Annotated in this window: 17 protein-coding genes and 1 pseudogene; 8 read left to right on the top strand and 10 right to left on the bottom strand. The window is 69.4% G+C overall.

Annotated features, from left to right (window positions below; translation table 11 throughout):
- Positions 1-59 precede the first annotated feature (59 nt).
- The 3 genes from AC1RNC_RS00800 to AC1RNC_RS00790 all read left to right on the top strand — a co-directional run bounded on the left by AC1RNC_RS00800 (position 60) and on the right by AC1RNC_RS00790 (position 2,738).
- Positions 60-1,979, top strand: a complete 1,920-nt coding sequence (locus AC1RNC_RS00800) for a M61 family metallopeptidase (RefSeq protein ID WP_492882883.1) — start codon at positions 60-62, stop codon at positions 1,977-1,979.
- 64 nt (positions 1,980-2,043) lie between these two features.
- Positions 2,044-2,331, top strand: a complete 288-nt coding sequence (locus AC1RNC_RS00795) for a hypothetical protein (protein ID WP_492882881.1) — start codon at positions 2,044-2,046, stop codon at positions 2,329-2,331.
- Positions 2,328-2,738, top strand: coding sequence for a GFA family protein (locus AC1RNC_RS00790; protein WP_492882879.1), 411 nt, complete (start codon positions 2,328-2,330; stop codon positions 2,736-2,738). The genes AC1RNC_RS00795 and AC1RNC_RS00790 overlap by 4 nt, the downstream gene beginning before the upstream one ends.
- A 25-nt stretch (positions 2,739-2,763) precedes the next feature.
- Here AC1RNC_RS00790 and AC1RNC_RS00785 read toward each other — a convergent pair whose 3' ends face one another.
- The 4 genes from AC1RNC_RS00785 to AC1RNC_RS00770 form a co-directional block, all read right to left on the bottom strand.
- On the bottom strand, positions 2,764-3,873 hold the full coding sequence (locus AC1RNC_RS00785) for a hypothetical protein (RefSeq protein WP_492882878.1): 1,110 nt from the start codon (positions 3,871-3,873) through the stop codon (positions 2,764-2,766).
- A gap of 117 nt (positions 3,874-3,990) precedes the next feature.
- Positions 3,991-4,530: a DUF1993 domain-containing protein gene (locus AC1RNC_RS00780; RefSeq protein WP_492882876.1), complete on the bottom strand. Its 540-nt coding sequence runs from the start codon at positions 4,528-4,530 to the stop codon at positions 3,991-3,993.
- Between the two features lie 42 nt (positions 4,531-4,572).
- Complete coding sequence (gene hutC / locus AC1RNC_RS00775) at positions 4,573-5,280, bottom strand: histidine utilization transcriptional repressor HutC (RefSeq protein ID WP_492882874.1); 708 nt, start codon at positions 5,278-5,280, stop codon at positions 4,573-4,575.
- Positions 5,277-6,653: a formimidoylglutamate deiminase gene (locus AC1RNC_RS00770; RefSeq protein ID WP_492882872.1), complete on the bottom strand. Its 1,377-nt coding sequence runs from the start codon at positions 6,651-6,653 to the stop codon at positions 5,277-5,279. The genes hutC and AC1RNC_RS00770 overlap by 4 nt, the downstream gene beginning before the upstream one ends.
- Positions 6,654-6,737: 84 nt before the next feature.
- Between AC1RNC_RS00770 and hutI the strand changes: the two genes are divergently transcribed.
- Both hutI and hutH read left to right on the top strand, forming a co-directional pair.
- Positions 6,738-7,943, top strand: a complete 1,206-nt coding sequence (gene hutI / locus AC1RNC_RS00765) for an imidazolonepropionase (RefSeq protein ID WP_492882870.1) — start codon at positions 6,738-6,740, stop codon at positions 7,941-7,943.
- Positions 7,928-9,466, top strand: a complete 1,539-nt coding sequence (hutH, locus tag AC1RNC_RS00760) for a histidine ammonia-lyase (protein WP_492882868.1) — start codon at positions 7,928-7,930, stop codon at positions 9,464-9,466. Before hutI ends, hutH begins: the two co-directional genes overlap by 16 nt.
- A gap of 14 nt (positions 9,467-9,480) precedes the next feature.
- On the opposite strand, the pseudogene AC1RNC_RS00755 reads toward hutH, so the two are convergent.
- Positions 9,481-9,588 (bottom strand): annotated as a pseudogene (locus AC1RNC_RS00755) (hypothetical protein); the annotation flags it as partial.
- Here AC1RNC_RS00755 and hutG point away from each other — a divergent pair.
- On the top strand, positions 9,585-10,400 hold the full coding sequence (gene hutG, locus AC1RNC_RS00750) for an N-formylglutamate deformylase (RefSeq protein ID WP_492882866.1): 816 nt from the start codon (positions 9,585-9,587) through the stop codon (positions 10,398-10,400). The pseudogene AC1RNC_RS00755 and the gene hutG overlap by 4 nt on opposite strands.
- A gap of 123 nt (positions 10,401-10,523) precedes the next feature.
- On the top strand, positions 10,524-12,188 hold the full coding sequence (hutU, locus tag AC1RNC_RS00745) for a urocanate hydratase (protein WP_492882864.1): 1,665 nt from the start codon (positions 10,524-10,526) through the stop codon (positions 12,186-12,188).
- Between the two features lie 31 nt (positions 12,189-12,219).
- Here the strand turns inward: hutU and AC1RNC_RS00740 are convergent, their stop codons facing one another.
- Together AC1RNC_RS00740 and AC1RNC_RS00735 are read right to left on the bottom strand one after the other, a co-directional pair.
- Positions 12,220-13,773 (bottom strand): glycine betaine ABC transporter substrate-binding protein, encoded by a 1,554-nt coding sequence (locus AC1RNC_RS00740; RefSeq protein WP_492882862.1) that lies wholly within the window; start codon positions 13,771-13,773, stop codon positions 12,220-12,222.
- A complete protein-coding gene (locus tag AC1RNC_RS00735; RefSeq protein ID WP_492882860.1) occupies positions 13,766-14,527 on the bottom strand; it encodes an ATP-binding cassette domain-containing protein in 762 nt (253 codons plus the stop codon). Before AC1RNC_RS00735 ends, AC1RNC_RS00740 begins: the two co-directional genes overlap by 8 nt.
- 153 nt (positions 14,528-14,680) lie before the next feature.
- Between AC1RNC_RS00735 and AC1RNC_RS00730 the strand changes: the two genes are divergently transcribed.
- Positions 14,681-14,851 (top strand): hypothetical protein, encoded by a 171-nt coding sequence (locus AC1RNC_RS00730; RefSeq protein WP_492835560.1) that lies wholly within the window; start codon positions 14,681-14,683, stop codon positions 14,849-14,851.
- Between the two features lie 138 nt (positions 14,852-14,989).
- Here AC1RNC_RS00730 and fliE read toward each other — a convergent pair whose 3' ends face one another.
- Genes fliE through flgB form a run of 3 tightly spaced genes read right to left on the bottom strand, consistent with a single transcriptional unit; the run spans position 14,990 to position 16,187 of the window.
- Complete coding sequence (gene fliE / locus AC1RNC_RS00725; RefSeq protein ID WP_492882858.1) at positions 14,990-15,301, bottom strand: flagellar hook-basal body complex protein FliE; 312 nt, start codon at positions 15,299-15,301, stop codon at positions 14,990-14,992.
- A gap of 11 nt (positions 15,302-15,312) precedes the next feature.
- Positions 15,313-15,732 (bottom strand): flagellar basal body rod protein FlgC, encoded by a 420-nt coding sequence (gene flgC / locus AC1RNC_RS00720; protein WP_099580657.1) that lies wholly within the window; start codon positions 15,730-15,732, stop codon positions 15,313-15,315.
- Between the two features lie 11 nt (positions 15,733-15,743).
- Entirely contained in the window at positions 15,744-16,187 is a 444-nt protein-coding gene (gene flgB, locus AC1RNC_RS00715) for a flagellar basal body rod protein FlgB (RefSeq protein ID WP_492884360.1), read from the bottom strand.
- Positions 16,188-16,233: the final 46 nt, after the last annotated feature.

The raw sequence follows: 16,233 nt of genomic DNA, 5'->3' as shown, positions 1-16,233 counted from the left end.
CGCCAGGCCCGGAGCGGTCGCATCCGCGACCGCTCCGCCACTTCGCGCGAGGAAACCGCATGACGCCCAAGCTCGTATTGGCCGCGTGCCTGGCCCTGGCGGCCGTCCCGGCGCTGGCCGGTCCCAGGCCCGCTCCGCCCTCGCCGCCGATCCCCGCGGCGCGCGCGGTGGACTATCCGGGCGTCATCGACCTGAAGGTCGATGTCAGCGACACGACACGGAAGGTGTTCCGCGTCACCGAGACCCTTCCGGTGACACCAGGCCCCCTGGTGCTCTCCTTGCCCAAGTGGATCCCGGGAGAACATTCGCCCAGCGCCCAGATCGTGCTGATGAGCGGCTTTTCGATCACCGCCGATGACGGGCGGCGGCTGGCCTGGCGGCGCGACCCGGTCGAGATGACGGCCTTCCACATGGACGTCCCGCCCGGCGTCCAATCCCTGACCATCCGCCTGGAACAGCCCACGGCCCAGCCCGGCGGTCCGGTGCGGATCGCGGTGACGCCGAACCTGGTCCTGCTGAAGTGGACCGCCGTCGCGCTCTATCCCGCCGGTCACGAGGTCGGCCGTATTCGCGTCCGCCCCACCCTGACCGTCCCCGCCGGTTGGAGCCTCGCCACCGCTCTGGATGGCGCGGAGACAACCGGCGCGACCACGCGGTTCGCGATCACGAGCTTCGAAACCCTGATGGACTCGCCCGTCTATGCCGGGCGCCACAAGGCGGTCTTCGACCTCGATCCCGGATCGCCGCGCCCGGTCCGGCTCAACGTGTTCGCCGATGCGCCCAAGGATCTGAAGGCGACCCCGGCCCAGGTCGCGATCCATCGCCGCCTCGTCCAGCAGGCCGACAAGCTGTTCGGCGGCGCGCGCAATTTCGATCACTACGACTTTCTGCTCAGCCTGAACCCCACGGTCGGCTATCTGGGCGCCGAGCATCAGAGGTCCAGCGAGAACGGCTACAGCTCGGCGGGCTATTTCACGGCCTGGGACACGGCGTTCAGCGGCCGGGACATCCTGGCCCACGAGTATGTGCACGCCTGGAACGGCAAGCACCGCCGTCCGGCCGACCTCTGGACGCCGGACTATACGACGCCGATGCGCAACAGCCTGCTCTGGGTCTATGAAGGCCTGACCGAGTACTATGGCGACACGCTGGCCACGCGGTCGGGCCTCTATTCGCCCGAGCAGATGCGCCAGCGCCTGGCCCTGATCGCGGCCAACGCCCAGGCCACCCCAGGGCGCGGCTGGCGCGACCTGCGGGACACGACGAACGCCTACATCATGAACTCCGCGGGCGGCACGGGCTCCACCAGTTGGCTACGCGCGCTCGACTACTACGAGGAAGGCCAGCTGCTCTGGCTGGACGTCGACACCCTGATCCGCGAGCGCACCAACGGCGCCAAGTCGCTGGACGATTTCGCCCGCGCCTTCTTCGGCGTGGACGACGGCGACATGAACGTTTCGACCTATGACGTCGAGGATGTCGTCGACGCCTTGAACGCGGTGACGCCCTACGACTGGGCGGGCTTCCTCGACGCCCGCCTCGACGCCCACGATCGCGCGCCGCTCGACGGCCTGGCCCGTTCGGGTTGGCGCCTGGTCTTCGAGACGCGGCCGTCCGCCTATGTCACCGCCTATGAGAAGACCGCCGAGGCCAGCCTGCTGACCTTCTCGCTGGGCGCGGAGATCGGCTGGGACGGCGCGGTCAAGGAAACGCTCTGGGACGGACCGCTCTTCCGGGCCGGCGTCATCGCCGGGACCCGGATCGTCAAGGTCGCCGGCAGGCCCTACACCCCGGAGGCGCTGCGAGCCGCGATCGCCGCGGCCGCCAAGTCGGGCTCGCCCCCGATCGCTCTCAGCGTGAAGGCCGACGACCGGGTTCGCGTCGTTCGGGTCCCCTATCACGCAGGCCTGAAGTATCCGCGCCTGAAGCGTCTGACACAGACGCCAGACAGGCTGGAGCAGATCCTCTCGGCCCGCTGATTTCAAGCTTTATTGACGCCCGTCCAGCGCCGACCCAAACTCTGCTTCGACGCCGGAGGTTGTGATGCAGGACATCTGGAAACGCCATGGCCTCTTGATCTTCGCCCTGTGGGCGGGGGTCGGCGAGATGGCTCGCGCCGTCCGGATCGAGCCTTGGTCGTTCAAAGTCGGCCCGGTCCATGTCCATCCCGTTCCGATCGACATCCGCTTTCAGGAAACCGGCCTCGATGGCGGCGCCCTCCTGCTGGGCCTGACCATCCTGCTGGGCGGCCTGCTGTTCCATCGCTGGCGCCAACCGCTCGTGGACCCGATTTCCGGGGGCGACAAGAACAGAGCCGCGTCGCGCCGATGACGGCGTCCTTCAAGGGCGGCTGCCTGTGCGGCGCTCTGCGCTGGGAGGCCGATCGCGCGCCGGACTTCATGGGCCTGTGCTGCTGCGCCGACTGCCGCAAGGCGTCGGGCGGGGGCTTCATCCCGTTCATGGGCTTTCCAGCGTCGGCCCTGACCATAAAGGGCCCGGCGCGGCAGTACCGCAGCCGGGCCTTCCGAGGGGGCGAGGCCACCCGCAATTCGTGTCCCACCTGTGGGGGCCTCGTCTTCGGCGGCGAGCATGGGCTGCACGACAGCCACACGATCTACGCCGGCAGCCTGGACGACCCGACCCTGTTCAAGCCGTCCATGGCCCTGTTCGACCGCGACCGTCCGGACTGGGTGATCCTGCCGGACGGCCTGACGGTGTTCGAAACGATGCCCGACTAGAGGAGGCCCCCTAGACGAAGGCGCCCTAGACAAAAGCCCCGGCGTCGTGGTGGTCGGCCGGCTGGGCGACCAGGGCCACCGCGTCGGCCGAGGCCGGGATGCTCGCCTTGGCCGCCACGAGGGCGCCGCCGTAGCTGGCCTTGCCGTCATAGGCGTCGGTCAGGAAGGCCTTGGTCGACTCGGCATAGGCCCCGACCCCGGCGTTCATGCCGGCGTACATGACGAAGCCGGCCATGGCGGCCTTGGCCCCCAGGGCGTCGTGGCCGTAGGCGGTGAAGTAGCTCTGCTGCGAGACGATGTAGTCGATCGCCGCGTTGACATTGATCCCCGCCGCCGCGGCCTTGGCGTTGCCGATGATGGCGTCATAGGCCTTCACCACCGCGTCGCGGAACGACAGGCTGTCATAGGCGGTCTTGAACGACGCCGCGCCCGCGCCGCTCATGGCCTGGTTGACCGCGAACTCGATATATTTGTTGGAGGTGTTGTAGATCGCATAGGCGTAGTCGGTCAGGTCGGTGGTGTTGGTGGCGCTGTCGATCAGGTCGTTCAGGGCCGCCTGGCTGGGCGTCTTGCCGGTGAAGAAGTTCATCGCCTGCAGCGCCAGCGCCGAGGTGTCGACCGAATAGCCGACCAGCTTGTCGATGAAGACCGCCTTGGTGATCTTGGACGCCGCGACGTCCGCCTGCAGCTGCGCCAGCTCCTTCATCTCGTTGTAGAAGGCGTTGATCACCTTTTCACCGTTCGGGCCGCTCAGATACTCTGACAGCGCCTTGGACGAGTTGGCCGAGATGCCGGCCAGGGCTTTGTAGGCGTTCTGGATCTGATCCATGGTCAGGGTGATCGGATTGGCGACCGCTCCCCCGCCGCCCGTCCCGCCGCCCGTCCCGCCGAAAGCCGCGCTGATCGGCGTATCCAGCGAATACTTGCTCAGGGCCTCCTTGAAAGTCTGGATGCCGAGATTGATCAGCGCCGGATTGGCCTCGACGATGGCCAGCGCGGTGTCGACTTCGGGCGTCAGCACGCCAATGCTCTTCAGAAGAACGCGCAGGTCGGCAAACCGGAAGCTGGCCTGGATGAGGCCTGCATCCATCAGCTGGACCAGGAACTGGAAGTCGCGAAGTGTCGGCTCGGCCATGACGGGATCCCTCCGGGACCCTCGCCGCACCACGCGTCACACCTGGCCCCCGAACGCCGTTCTACGTTTCCGGCGCCCGGGACCGACATCCCCCGAACAGGGGGTAGCCAGAAGGACTCAACCTCCGGGCAGCGTGCCGGGACGGATATAGGCGAACATGTGCGGCACCCAGTCGGGCTTGCCCAGCGGGACGCCCTGGTTGCGCAGGATCGCGTAGGCGGTCGTGACGTGGAAATAGAACTGGGCCAGGGCCCAGTCGCGCAGGAACTGCTCGCCGGTCAGGTCGAAGACGATGCCGTTGGGCATCTTCAGCTCGATCGGCTTTTCGGCCGCGCCGTCGAAGGCCGAGGCCGGCGTCGCCTCGATCCGCGCCGCGGCGTCGGCGAGTTGGGCCCGCAGGCCGGCGAAGTCGGTCGCGTCCTCGGCCGGGGCGAACGAGTCCGCGCCCGTCAGGTAGCGCAACAGGTCGCTGGCCTGCACGCAGACGAACCGCACCTGGGTCGACAGCGGGAACATGTCCGCCGCCAGCCGCGCCCCGATCAGGCTCTCCGGCGCCAGGCCGTGCTCGGCGGCATGGGCCTCGCCCTTGGACAGCTGGGCCGACAGGCCTTTCAGCATGTGGGCGTAGGTCGGGATGGCGATCGCGTACAGGTCCATGGGCGTCCTCCGGTTTGGCGAGGAGGTAAGCCGGACTCGGCGTCAGGCGCCAGGCCCGAACCGCGCCACCAGGTCGTAGGCCTCGCCTGGAAATACCTGCCGCACCCTCGTGACGTGCTGGCCCTCGCGCCAGGTGCGGCGGTCGACGACAAGGCAGGCCGCGCCCTCGTCCAGGGCCAGCAGGCGGGCGTCGTCGGCGTCGGCGTTGACGGCGCTGATGCGGCTCTCGGCCTCGGTCCAGGCGACGTGCTCCAGCAGCCAGGCGCCGGGCGGGACATGGGTGAAGTCGGCGGCTTCCATCCCGGGCGCGGCCTTCAGGGCGACGAGCCGCCGCTCCAGGGCGAACGGCCGGCCGCCGGCGTCGTGGACCCCGTCCAGCGCCAGCAGCTTGCCGCCCGCCGCGAGCTCGACCTCCTCGGGGCTGTCGCGATCGGCGGCGCGCACCGTCCGGGCCAGCAGGCGAAAGGCGTAGGCCTCGCCGCGCGCGACGATCTCGGACTGGATGTCGGGGATATTCAGCACCGGCGCGTGAACGCGCGGTCGGGCCACGAACGAGCCGGCGCGTTTGCGGCGCACGATCAGCCCGGCCTCGACCAGGGCGGTCATGGCCTTGTTCACCGTCATCCGCGAACAGCCGTACTCGGCCAGCAGCTCGGCTTCGGTCGGCGCGCGATGGCCGGGCGCCCATTCGCCGGAGCGGATGCGGGCCTCGATGTCCGAGCGGATGCGCTGGTGCAGCGGTCCCGTCACGCCAGCAGGGCCTTCAGGGTCTGAACGTAGCGCGCTCTGATCGGCTCGCGGGCGTGGTGGCGGCCGCCCGAGACCAGCTGCTTGCCGTGCCGCCAGACAGTGTCGATCCCGCCGCCGGCGAAGACCAGGCTGTCGATCAGCGTGTCGCCGGAACGGCCGACGATGTTCGGATGGTTCGCGTCCAGCGTGATGAAATCGGCCGCCGCGCCACGGCGCAGGCCGCCGCGTCCGACGCCCAGGGCTTGAGCCCCGCCCAGCGTCGCCGCGCGCCACAGGTCGCCGCCGGTGGAACGGCGCGGACCGCCGGCCAGCACGTTGCGGGCCCGGCGGGTCAGGCGCTGGGCGTACTCCAAGGTCCGCAACTCCTGGGCGGCGTCGATCACGATGTTGGAGTCGGTCCCGATTCCGAAACTTCCGCCAGCGGCCAGGTAGTCCGGCGTCGGAAAGATCCCGTCGCCGAGATTGGCCTCGGTCACCGGGCACAGGCCGGCGGTCGCGCCGCTCTTGGCCAGACGTTCGGTCTCGGTGGCGTTGATGTGGGTGGCGTGGATCAGGCACCACCGCTTGTCGACCTCGGTGTGGTTCATCAGCCAGCGGACGGGACGCTGGCCGGTGGCGGCCAGGCAGTCGTCGACCTCCTTGGTCTGCTCGGCGACGTGCATGTGGATCGGGCCGCCGGCGGCCAGCGGGACGATGGCGTCCAGCTCCTCGGCCGTGACCGCGCGCAGGCTGTGCGGGGCGACGCCGACCACCGCCTCGGGCAGGCCGGCGACGATCTCCCGACAGGCCTCGACCAGCCGCGCGAAGCCGTCGACATCATGGATGAAGCGCTTCTGGCCGTCGGTCGGCGGCAGGCCGCCGAAGTTGCTGTGTGCGTAGAACACCGGCAGCAGGGTCAGGCCGATCCCGGTCTCCTCGGCCGCCGCCGCCATCCGCGCGGCCATCTCGGCCGGGTTGTCGTACAAGCCGCCGTCGGGCGCGTGGTGCAGGTAGTGGAACTCGCCCACCCGCGTGAAACCGCCCTCCAGCATCTCGACCTGACCCATGGCGGCGATGGCCTGGGCCATGTCGGGATCTAGCCGCTCCAGGAAGCGGTACATCACCTCGCGCCAGGTCCAGAAGGTGTCGCCCGTGTCGCCGCGCGTTTCGGCTAGACCCGCCATGGCGCGCTGGAAGGCGTGGCTGTGGACATTGCCCAGGCCCGGCAAGGCGGGGCCGAGACGGACAGCGTCGCCCGCCGACGTATCGGTGTCGATCCGGGCGATGCGGCCGTCGGTGATGGTGAACTTCACACCCCGCGCCCAGCCGTCCGCCAGCAGAGCGCTCTCGCACCAGACCACCGTGGAAGACTCGGAAATGTGCGCGTCGGTCACTGGACAAGCCTCATCGTTCGCAAATATGTCTATACATATTGAAGCGGCCCGCAAGAGACGGTCCGCGTTGGCGGAGGCAGGCTCATGCGCTGTGATCGGGTGTGGATCAACGCCCGCCTCGCGACCCTGGCCTCGGACCGCGAAGGCCTTGGGATCGTCGAGGACGGCCTCATCGCCAGCCTGGACGGCCGCATCGCCTATGCCGGCCCCGCCGCCGACGCGCCGACGTTCGAAACGACCGAAACCATCGATGTCGAAGAGCGCTGGATCACCCCCGGCCTGATCGATCCCCACACCCATCTGGTCTTCGCCGGCGACCGCGCCCACGAGTTCGAGCTGCGCCTGGCCGGGGCCTCGTACGAAGAGATCGCCCGGGCCGGCGGCGGCATCGTCTCGACCATGCGCGCCACCCGCGCGGCCTCCGAGAGCGAACTGGTCGCCGCCGCCCTGCCCCGCCTCGACGCCCTGATCGCCGAGGGCGTCACCACGGTCGAGATCAAGTCCGGCTACGGCCTCTCCCTCGACGACGAGATCAAGAGCCTGCGCGCCGCCCGCACCCTGGCCGACATCCGCCGCGTCGGCGTCAGCACGACCTTCCTGGGCGCCCACGCCCTGCCGCCGGAATATCGCGACGACAAGGACGGCTATGTCGCCCTGGTCTGCGAGAAGATGATCCCCGCCATCGCCGCCCGGGGCCTGGCCGACGCGGTCGACGGCTTCTGCGAGGGCATCGGCTTTTCCCCTGGCCAGATCCGCCGCGTCTTCGAAGCGGCCAAGGCCCACGGCCTTCCGGTCAAACTGCACGCCGAGCAGCTGTCGAACCTCGACGGCGCCGCCTTGGCCGCCGAGTTCGGGGCGCTGTCGGCCGACCACCTGGAGCACCTGGACACGGCCGGGATCGCCGCCATGGCCGCCTCGGGCACGGTCGCGACCTTGCTGCCCGGCGCCTACTACTTCACGCGCGAGCACAGGGCCCCGCCGATCGCGGCCCTTCGGGAAGCGAACGTGCCGATGGCCCTGGCCACCGACTGCAATCCCGGCACCTCGCCCCTGACCTCGCCGCTGCTGGTGATGAACATGGCCGCCACGCTCTTCCGGATGACCGTCGAGGAGTGCCTGGCCGGCGTCACGCGCGAAGCCGCACGCGCCCTGGGCCTTCTGAGCGATCGCGGGACACTGGAGGCCGACAAGGCCTGCGATCTCGCGATCTGGGACGTCGAGCGTCCCGCCGAACTTGTCTATCGCATGGGCTTCAATCCGCTCCATGCGCGCGTGTGGAGAGGCCAGTGACCAAACTTGTTCTGAACCCCGGCGACGTGCCGCTGGCCGACTGGAAGGCGATCTATCGCGGGGCCTCGGCGCGCCTGGCCGAGAACGCCTGGCCAGTGATCGCGGAGAGCGCGGCGGCGGTCGAACGCATCCTGGCCAGGGGCGAGCCGGTCTACGGCATCAATACCGGCTTTGGGAAACTGGCCAGCGTCCGCATCGGCGACGCGGACCTGGAGACCCTGCAGCGCAACATCGTCCTGTCGCACGCGGCCGGCGTCGGCGAGCCCTCGCCGGTCCCGGTGATCCGCCTGATGATGGCCCTGAAACTGGCCAGCCTGGCGCAGGGCGCCTCGGGCGTGCGGGTCGAGACCGTGCGCATGCTGGAGGAGATGCTGGCCCAGGGCCTGACGCCGGTGATCCCGTGCCAGGGCTCGGTCGGCGCCTCGGGCGACCTGGCGCCGCTGGCGCATATGGCCGCGACCATGATCGGGGTCGGCGAGATCTTCGTCGAAGGCGAGCGCAAGCCGGCCGCCAAGGCGCTGAAGAAGGCCGGCCTCGCGCCCCTGACGCTCGGCCCCAAGGAAGGCCTGGCCCTGCTCAACGGCACCCAGTTCTCGACCGCCAACGCCCTGGCGGGCCTGTTCGAGGCCGAGCTGCTGTTCCAGTCAGCCCTGGTCACCGGCGCGCTGTCGACGGAAGCCGCCAAGGGCTCGGACACCCCGTTCGATCCGCGCATCCACGCCCTGCGCCGCCATGCCGGCCAGATCGAGACCGCCGCCGCCCTGCGCGACCTGATGGCGACCTCGGAGATCCGCGCGTCGCACCTGAAGGCGGACGGGCGCGTCCAGGACCCCTATTGCCTGCGCTGCCAGCCGCAGGTGATGGGCGCGGCGCTGGATGTCCTGCGCCAGGCGGCGGCGACGCTGGGGACCGAGGCCAATGGCGTCTCGGACAACCCGCTGATCTTCCCGGAAGCTGATGAGGCCCTCTCCGGCGGCAATTTCCACGCCGAGCCGGTGGCCTTCGCCGCCGACATGATCGCCCTGGCCGTCTGCGAGATCGGCTCGATCGCCGAGCGTCGCATCGCCATGCTGGTCGACCCGGCGCTGTCGGGCCTGCCGGCGTTCCTGACGCCCAAGCCGGGCCTGAACTCCGGCTTCATGATCCCGCAGGTCACGGCCGCCGCCCTGGTCTCGGAGAACAAGCAGAAGGCCTATCCGGCCAGCGTCGACTCGATCCCGACCTCGGCCAACCAGGAGGACCACGTCTCGATGGCGGCGCACGGCGCGCGGCGCCTGATGGGCATGGTCAAGAACGCCACGGCGGTGCTGGGCATCGAACTGCTGGCGGCGGCGCAGGGCTGCGACTTCCACGCCCCGCTGCGGTCGAGCCAGGCGCTGGAGGCGGTGCGGACGCTGACGCGCAGCCAGGTGCCGCATCTGGACGACGATCGGCACTTCCACCCGGACCTGGAGGCGGCGAACGCCTTGGTGCGCTCGGGTGCGGTGATCGCGGCGGCGGGTGTGCTGCCGGGGGTTAGCTGATGCCCTCTTTTCTTGTCATCCCGGAAAGCCCGCAGGGCTTGTCCGGGACCCAGGGGTCGGCGCACTGCTGTCGCCCCTGGATCCCGGCTCTCCGCTTCGCTGCGGCCGGGATGACACGATGAAGGATTGGCTCCAGATCGTTCGCGGCGACGCCCCCTTGATCGTTTCCCTGCCCCACACCGGGACCGAGATCCCGCCGGAGATCGAGGCCCATCTCGTCTCCCCCTGGCTGGCCCGCAAGGACGCCGACTGGTGGGTCGATCGGCTCTACGCCTTCGCCGAGGAGATGGGCGCTACGATCGTGCGGACGGCGATCTCGCGCACCGTCATCGACGTCAATCGCGACCCGTCGGGCGCCTCGCTCTATCCGGGCCAGGCGACCACGGAACTGTGCCCCACCACCACCTTCGACGGTGAGCCGCTCTATCGCGACGGCGGACCCGCCGCGGCCGAGATCGACCGTCGCCGCACCACCTACTTCGAGCCTTATCACGCCGCCCTGCGCGCCGAGATCGACCGCCTGCGCGCGGTCCATCCGACCGTGGTGCTGTACGAGGCTCACTCGATCCGTTCGCTTGTGCCGCGCCTGTTCGACGGCGAGCTGCCGCAGTTCAATCTCGGGACCAACGGCGGCGCCAGCTGCGCCGCCGTCCTGACCGCCGCCGTCGAGGCCGCCTGCGACGCTTCAGGCCGAACCCGCGTCACCAACGGCCGCTTCAAGGGCGGCTGGACCACGCGCCATTACGGCCAGCCCGGCGCGGGCGTCCACGCCATCCAGATGGAGCTGGCCTGCCGGGGCTACATGGACGACCCGGTCGAACCGCCGACGCCCGACACCTGGCCCACGCCGTTCCACGCCGACCGCGCCGAGCCGCTGCGCGCGGTGCTGGAAGACGTGCTGACGGCCTGCCTGGATTTCGCGAACACGACCTGATCGCGCGGCGAAACCTCGTCCTTCGACAGGCTCAGGATGAGGTTTCGAATGATCGCTCCGAGCCTGAATTCGTCCTCATCCTGAGCTTGTCGAAGGACGAGGACGGTTCCGCCGAGGATACCCATGACCCGCCGCGACAACACCCGCGTCATCCGCCCCGCCACCGGGACCGAACTTTCCGCCAAGTCCTGGCTGACCGAAGCCCCGCTGCGGATGCTGATGAACAACCTACATCCCGACGTCGCCGAGCGGCCGGAGGAACTGGTGGTCTATGGCGGCATCGGCCGCGCGGCCCGCGACTGGGAGAGCTTCGACAAGATCGTCGAGACCCTGCGCCGGCTCGAGGATGACGAGACGCTGCTGGTCCAGTCCGGCAAACCGGTCGGCGTCTTCCGCACCCATGTCGACGCGCCGCGCGTGCTGATCGCCAACTCCAACCTGGTGCCGCGCTGGGCCACCTGGGAGCATTTCAACGAACTGGATCGCAAGGGCCTGGCCATGTACGGCCAGATGACCGCCGGCTCGTGGATCTATATCGGCGCCCAGGGCATCGTGCAGGGCACCTATGAGACCTTCGTCGAGATGGGCCGCCAGCACTATGCGGGCGATGTCTCGGGCAAGTGGCTGCTGACGGCGGGCCTGGGCGGCATGGGCGGAGCTCAGCCCCTGGCGGCGGTGATGGCCGGCGCTTCGTGCCTGGCCATCGAGCGCCAGCCTTCGCGGATCGAGATGCGCCTGCGCACCGGCTATCTCGACAAGTCCACCGATAGCGTCGACCAGGCCTTGGCCTGGATCGAGGAGTCGTGCGCCGCGAAATCTCCAATCTCGGTCGGCCTGCTGGGCAACGCCGCCGAGCTGCTGCCGGAGCTCTTCAAGCGCGGCGTGCGACCCGACCTGCTGACCGACCAGACCAGCGCCCACGACCCGGTCAATGGCTACATTCCGGCCGGCTGGAGCCTGGACCAGTGGCACGACGCCCGCGAACGCGATCCGGCCAGCGTCGACAAGGCCGCCCGCGCCTCGATGGCCGTCCATGTTCGGGCGATGCTGGACTTCCAGGCCGCCGGCGTCCCGACCGTCGACTACGGCAACAACATCCGCCAGATGGCGCTGGAAGAGGGCGTCAAGAACGCCTTCGACTTCCCCGGCTTCGTGCCGGCCTATATCCGCCCGCTGTTCTGCCGGGGGATCGGCCCGTTCCGCTGGGCGGCGCTGTCGGGCGATCCGCAGGACATCGCCAAGACCGACGCCAAGGTCAAGGAACTGATCCCGGACAATCCGCACCTGCACAACTGGCTCGACATGGCCGCCGAGAGGATCAAGTTCCAGGGTCTGCCGGCGCGCATCTGCTGGGTGGGCCTCGGCGATCGTCATCGCCTGGGCCAGGCCTTCAACGAAATGGTCGCCAGCGGCGAGCTGAAGGCCCCGATCGTCATCGGCCGCGACCACCTGGACTCAGGCTCGGTCGCCTCGCCCAACCGCGAGACCGAGGCGATGAAGGACGGCTCGGACGCGGTGTCGGACTGGCCGCTGCTGAACGCCCTGCTCAACACCGCCTCGGGCGCGACCTGGGTGTCGCTGCACCACGGCGGCGGGGTCGGCATGGGCTTCTCGCAGCACGCGGGGATGGTGATCGTCGCCGATGGCACCGAGGCGGCGGCCAAGCGGATCGCGCGGGTGCTGTGGAACGACCCGGCCTCGGGCGTCATGCGCCACGCCGATGCCGGCTACGACATCGCCCTCGACTGCGCGCGGGAGAAGGGCCTGGACCTGCCGGGGATTCTTTAAACCAAACTTGTCATCCCGGCTCATGGCTTCGCTATGGCCGGGATGACAAGAGTTTGGCCGCCTCGGCGGGGCTCTTCTTGCCGGTGTCCCGATCGACCGCATAGTTGGCCGCCTGCATCGCCTTGACGTCGATACTGCCGCCAAGGGGCTCCAAGGCCTCTAGCAGCCGCGGATCCCCCGCCCGCTTCGGCGAGACCAGGATCACCGCATCGTAGGGCGGTAGCGCGCCCTTCGGATCGCCCAGCAGCACCAGGTCGTCGGCCGCGATCCGCCCATCCGACGAGAAGGCCGAGATGACGTCGGCCTCGCGGCTCTCCAGCGCCCGGTACATGAAGGTCGGCTGGAACTGGCGCTGGGCCTTGAAGCTCAGGCCGTAGGCCTTGACCACCGCCGCCCATTCCGGCCGCGAGAAGAACTCCAGGTCGCCGCCCATGGTCAGCTGGGGGGCCTTGGTCGCCAGATCGCCCAGGGTCTTCACGCCCAGCGCCTCGGCGCGGTCGCGGCGCATGGCCAGGGCGTAGGCGTTCTCGAAGCCCAGGGCGCTGAGCAGCACGACGCCGTCGCGGGCCTTCAGCTCGGTCCTCAGGCCGTCCAGCACAGCCTGGCGGCCGGGGTTGTCCGTGCGGTTCAGGACGTTGGCCCACAGCGTGCCGGAATAGTCGACATAGGCGTCGATCTCACCGCTGGCGAGGGCGCGGTAGGCGACGGCCGAACCCAGGTTGACGCGGCGCTGCACGCTGGCGCCCCGAGCCTCCAGCTTGCCGGCCATCAGCTCGGCCAGGATGTACTGCTCGGAGAAGTTCTTGGCACCGATCACATAGGCCGGGCGACCTTGCGACAGCGCCGCGCCGGCCAGGGGGGCGATCGCCGCCAGTAGGCCGACGCCCAAGCCCACGCCGCCCGCCCACAGGCGCTTGGCGTCACGCCGCGCCACGCCGCCTTCGATCAAGCCCAGCAAGCCGTCCACGATCAGCGCCAGGCCCGCCGAGGCCGCGCAGCCGACCAGCACCGCGACCCAGTCCTCGGTCTGGAGACCCGAGAAGATGTAGTCGCCCAGCGAGGTCTGACCGACGGGCGTCGAGAGCGTCGCGGCCCCGATCGTCCAGACGGCGGCGGTGCGGACGCCGGCCATGATCACCGGCGCGGCCAGGGGCAGCTCGACACGCCACAGCCTCTGGCGGTCGGTCATGCCGACGCCGCGCGCGGCCTCGACCACGGCCGGGTCGACGCCGGAGACGCCCGCCGCCGCGTTCCGCAAGATCGGCAGCATCGAATAGAGGGTCAGGGCCAGCAGCGACGGTAGAAAGCCCAGGGCCGGGAAGCCATGGCCCAGCACCTTCACCGCGAACCCGGAGAGCAGCAGCAGGACGGGGTAGAACAGCGCCAGCAGGGCCAGGCTGGGGATGGTCTGGACCAGGCCGGCGGTCGCCAGCGCGATCCACTTCAGGCGCGGACTGCGCGCGGCGGCGATCCCCAGCGGCAAGGCTATGGCCAGGCCAAGGGCCAGGGCCGAGGCCGAGAGCGTGACATGCCAGCCCAGGCGCTCGGGCAGGACGGCGAGAGCCGACGAAAGACGATCAGCCACGGGCAAGCTCCGCGAGACGTTCGGCCTGCCGCTTCGGCGCGGCGATCAGCTCGGCGACGACGGGATCGGGATGGCCCGCCAGCAGCGCCCGAGGCGGCGCCTGGGCCAGCACCTTGCCACCAGCCATCACCACCACCTCGTCGGCCAGCAGCAGGGCCTCGCCGACGTCGTGGGTGACCATCACCGTGGTCAGCCCCAGCCGTGCGTGCAGCGCCCGGACGTCGTCGGCCAGGGCCGCGCGGGTCACCGGGTCCAGCGCCCCGAACGGTTCGTCCATCAGCAGGATCGAGGGGCGCGCGGCGAGCGCCCGCGCCACGCCGACCCGCTGGCGCTGGCCGCCCGACAGCTGCGACGGCGCGCGGCCAGCGATCTCGCGCGGCAGGGCCACGAGGTCGAGGAGTTCATCGGTCCGCGCGACGATCCGATCCGCCGGCCAGCCCAGCAGCTCGGGCGTGACGCCGATGTTCTGGCCCACGGTCATGTGGGGAAAGAGGCCGATCTCCTGGAAGACATAGCCAATGCCCCGCCGCAGTTCCGGCCCCGGCCGGCCGGCGATGTCCGCGCCGTCCAGCAACACCCGGCCGCTCGATGGCGTCGAGAGACCGTTCACCAGCTTCAGCAATGTCGTCTTGCCCGCGCCCGAGCCGCCGACCAGGGCGACGAAACGGCCCTTGGCGACGCTCAGCGAGGTCGGCGCCAGCACCGTCTGGCCGCTGTACGTCTTGCTGACCCTGTCGAGGACGATGGCGGTCATGCGGGCTCCGGACGGCGGGTGCAGAATCAACGGTTCACCGCTCTCAAGCGTTGTCTCAAAGCCCCGGGTGCGACAAGGCGGCGCGCGACAGGTCGCCGGGTTCGCGAAGGCCGAGTCAATCTCGACCATGGGGTCATGGTTAAGGAGCCCCTCATGACCGTTGCGTCTCAAGCCCGTCCGTTCGATCCGCGTCCTGTCCGCCGGCCCGCCAAGGGGTCTGGCCGCCAGTGGCCGCTGGGTTTCGCGGTTCTGCTGGCCTCGGTGTTGAACGCCATCGTCTGGGGCGGCCTGTTCACGGTCGCCAAGGCGTTCCTGCACCTCTGAGTTTGTTCAGTAAGCGTAGCGTTTCCATCTTCTCCCCCGAAACAAACTGGGCCGCGTCCTCCCCGGACGCGGCCCTTCTTTTGTCGCTCACAACAACCACGGCGGTTAGGGGAAGGCGGAGTTTACGACGCAGACGCCTTAGATCGGCATCCGCATGATCTCTTGATACGCCGAGATCACCTGATCGCGCACGGCCATCACCGTCTCCAGGCTGGCCTCGGCCGAGCTGATGGCGGTGACGACGTCGACCAGTTCGGCCTTGCCGGCGACCTGGTCGGCGATCTTGGTTTCGGCGACCTTGGAGGTCTTGGCCGCGCCTTCCATGGCCGACTTCAGCATGTCGCCGAAGTCCATGCCCTTCTTCTCGGAGCCGCCGATCGATCCGATCGAGCCGACGCCCATCGCGCTTTGCGAAGCATAGGCCTTGGCGGCGGCGAGCGCGGTGATCATGGCCTAGCCCCTTACTTCTTGAGGATGTCGAGGGTGCGCGATTCCATCGACCGCGCGGTCTCGATCACGTTGAGGTTGGCTTCGTAGGCGCGCTGCGCCTCCTTCATGTCCAGCGCCTCGACCAGCGTGTTGACGTTGGGCAGCTTGACGTAGCCCTTGGCGTCGGCGGCCGGGTTGCCGGGCTCGTACTCGGTCTTGAACTCGCTCTGGTCGGGGTCGACGCGCAGCATCTGCACGCCCTCGGCGCCCTGGACCTTGGTCGGCTTGAACACCGGCACCTGGCGGCGGTAGGGATCGCCGCCGGCGGTGCGCGCGGTGGAGTTGGCGTTGGCGATGTTCTCGGCGATGACCCGCATGCGCCCCTGCTGGGCGCGAAGGGCCGAGGAGGCCACGGCCATGGTCGCCAGCGAATTGGATTTGATCTCGGGCATCGCTTAGTCCCCTAGCCGTTCGGCTTGCGCGCGGCCTGGCGCAGCATGTTCATGGACTTCTGGTAGAAGCTGATCGCCGCGTCGTAGTTCATCCGCGCGTCGGTCATCTTGAGCATCTGGTCCTCGAGCGACACGGCGTTGCCGTCGAGGGTGACTTCCGAATCGACGCCCGCCGTCGACCGCCAGGCGCTCGGCGCGTTCGACGGAGCCATGTGGGCGGCCGAGGTCTCCATCATCTGGACGCCCGAGGTCGGCGCGGCGCGCCCGCCGCGATAGACCGAGCCCGCCCCCTGGTTCATCAGCGAGGCCTGAAAGCTGTAGGCCTTGAGATCACGCGGGCGGTAGCCGGGCGTGTCGGCGTTGGCGACGTTCTGGGCGACAAGCTTCTGGCGCTCGGTCAGATAACCGAGGCGGCTCTTGAGCATGCCGAAAAGAGGAATGTCGTCCGGACCCATGACGATCATGGTGAAGAAACAGGGTTAATTCGGCATTAAGAACCCT

This window comes from Caulobacter sp. GW822-FHT01G02 (assembly GCF_058802865.1).
This window is presented reverse-complemented; position numbering and strand designations above follow the sequence as displayed.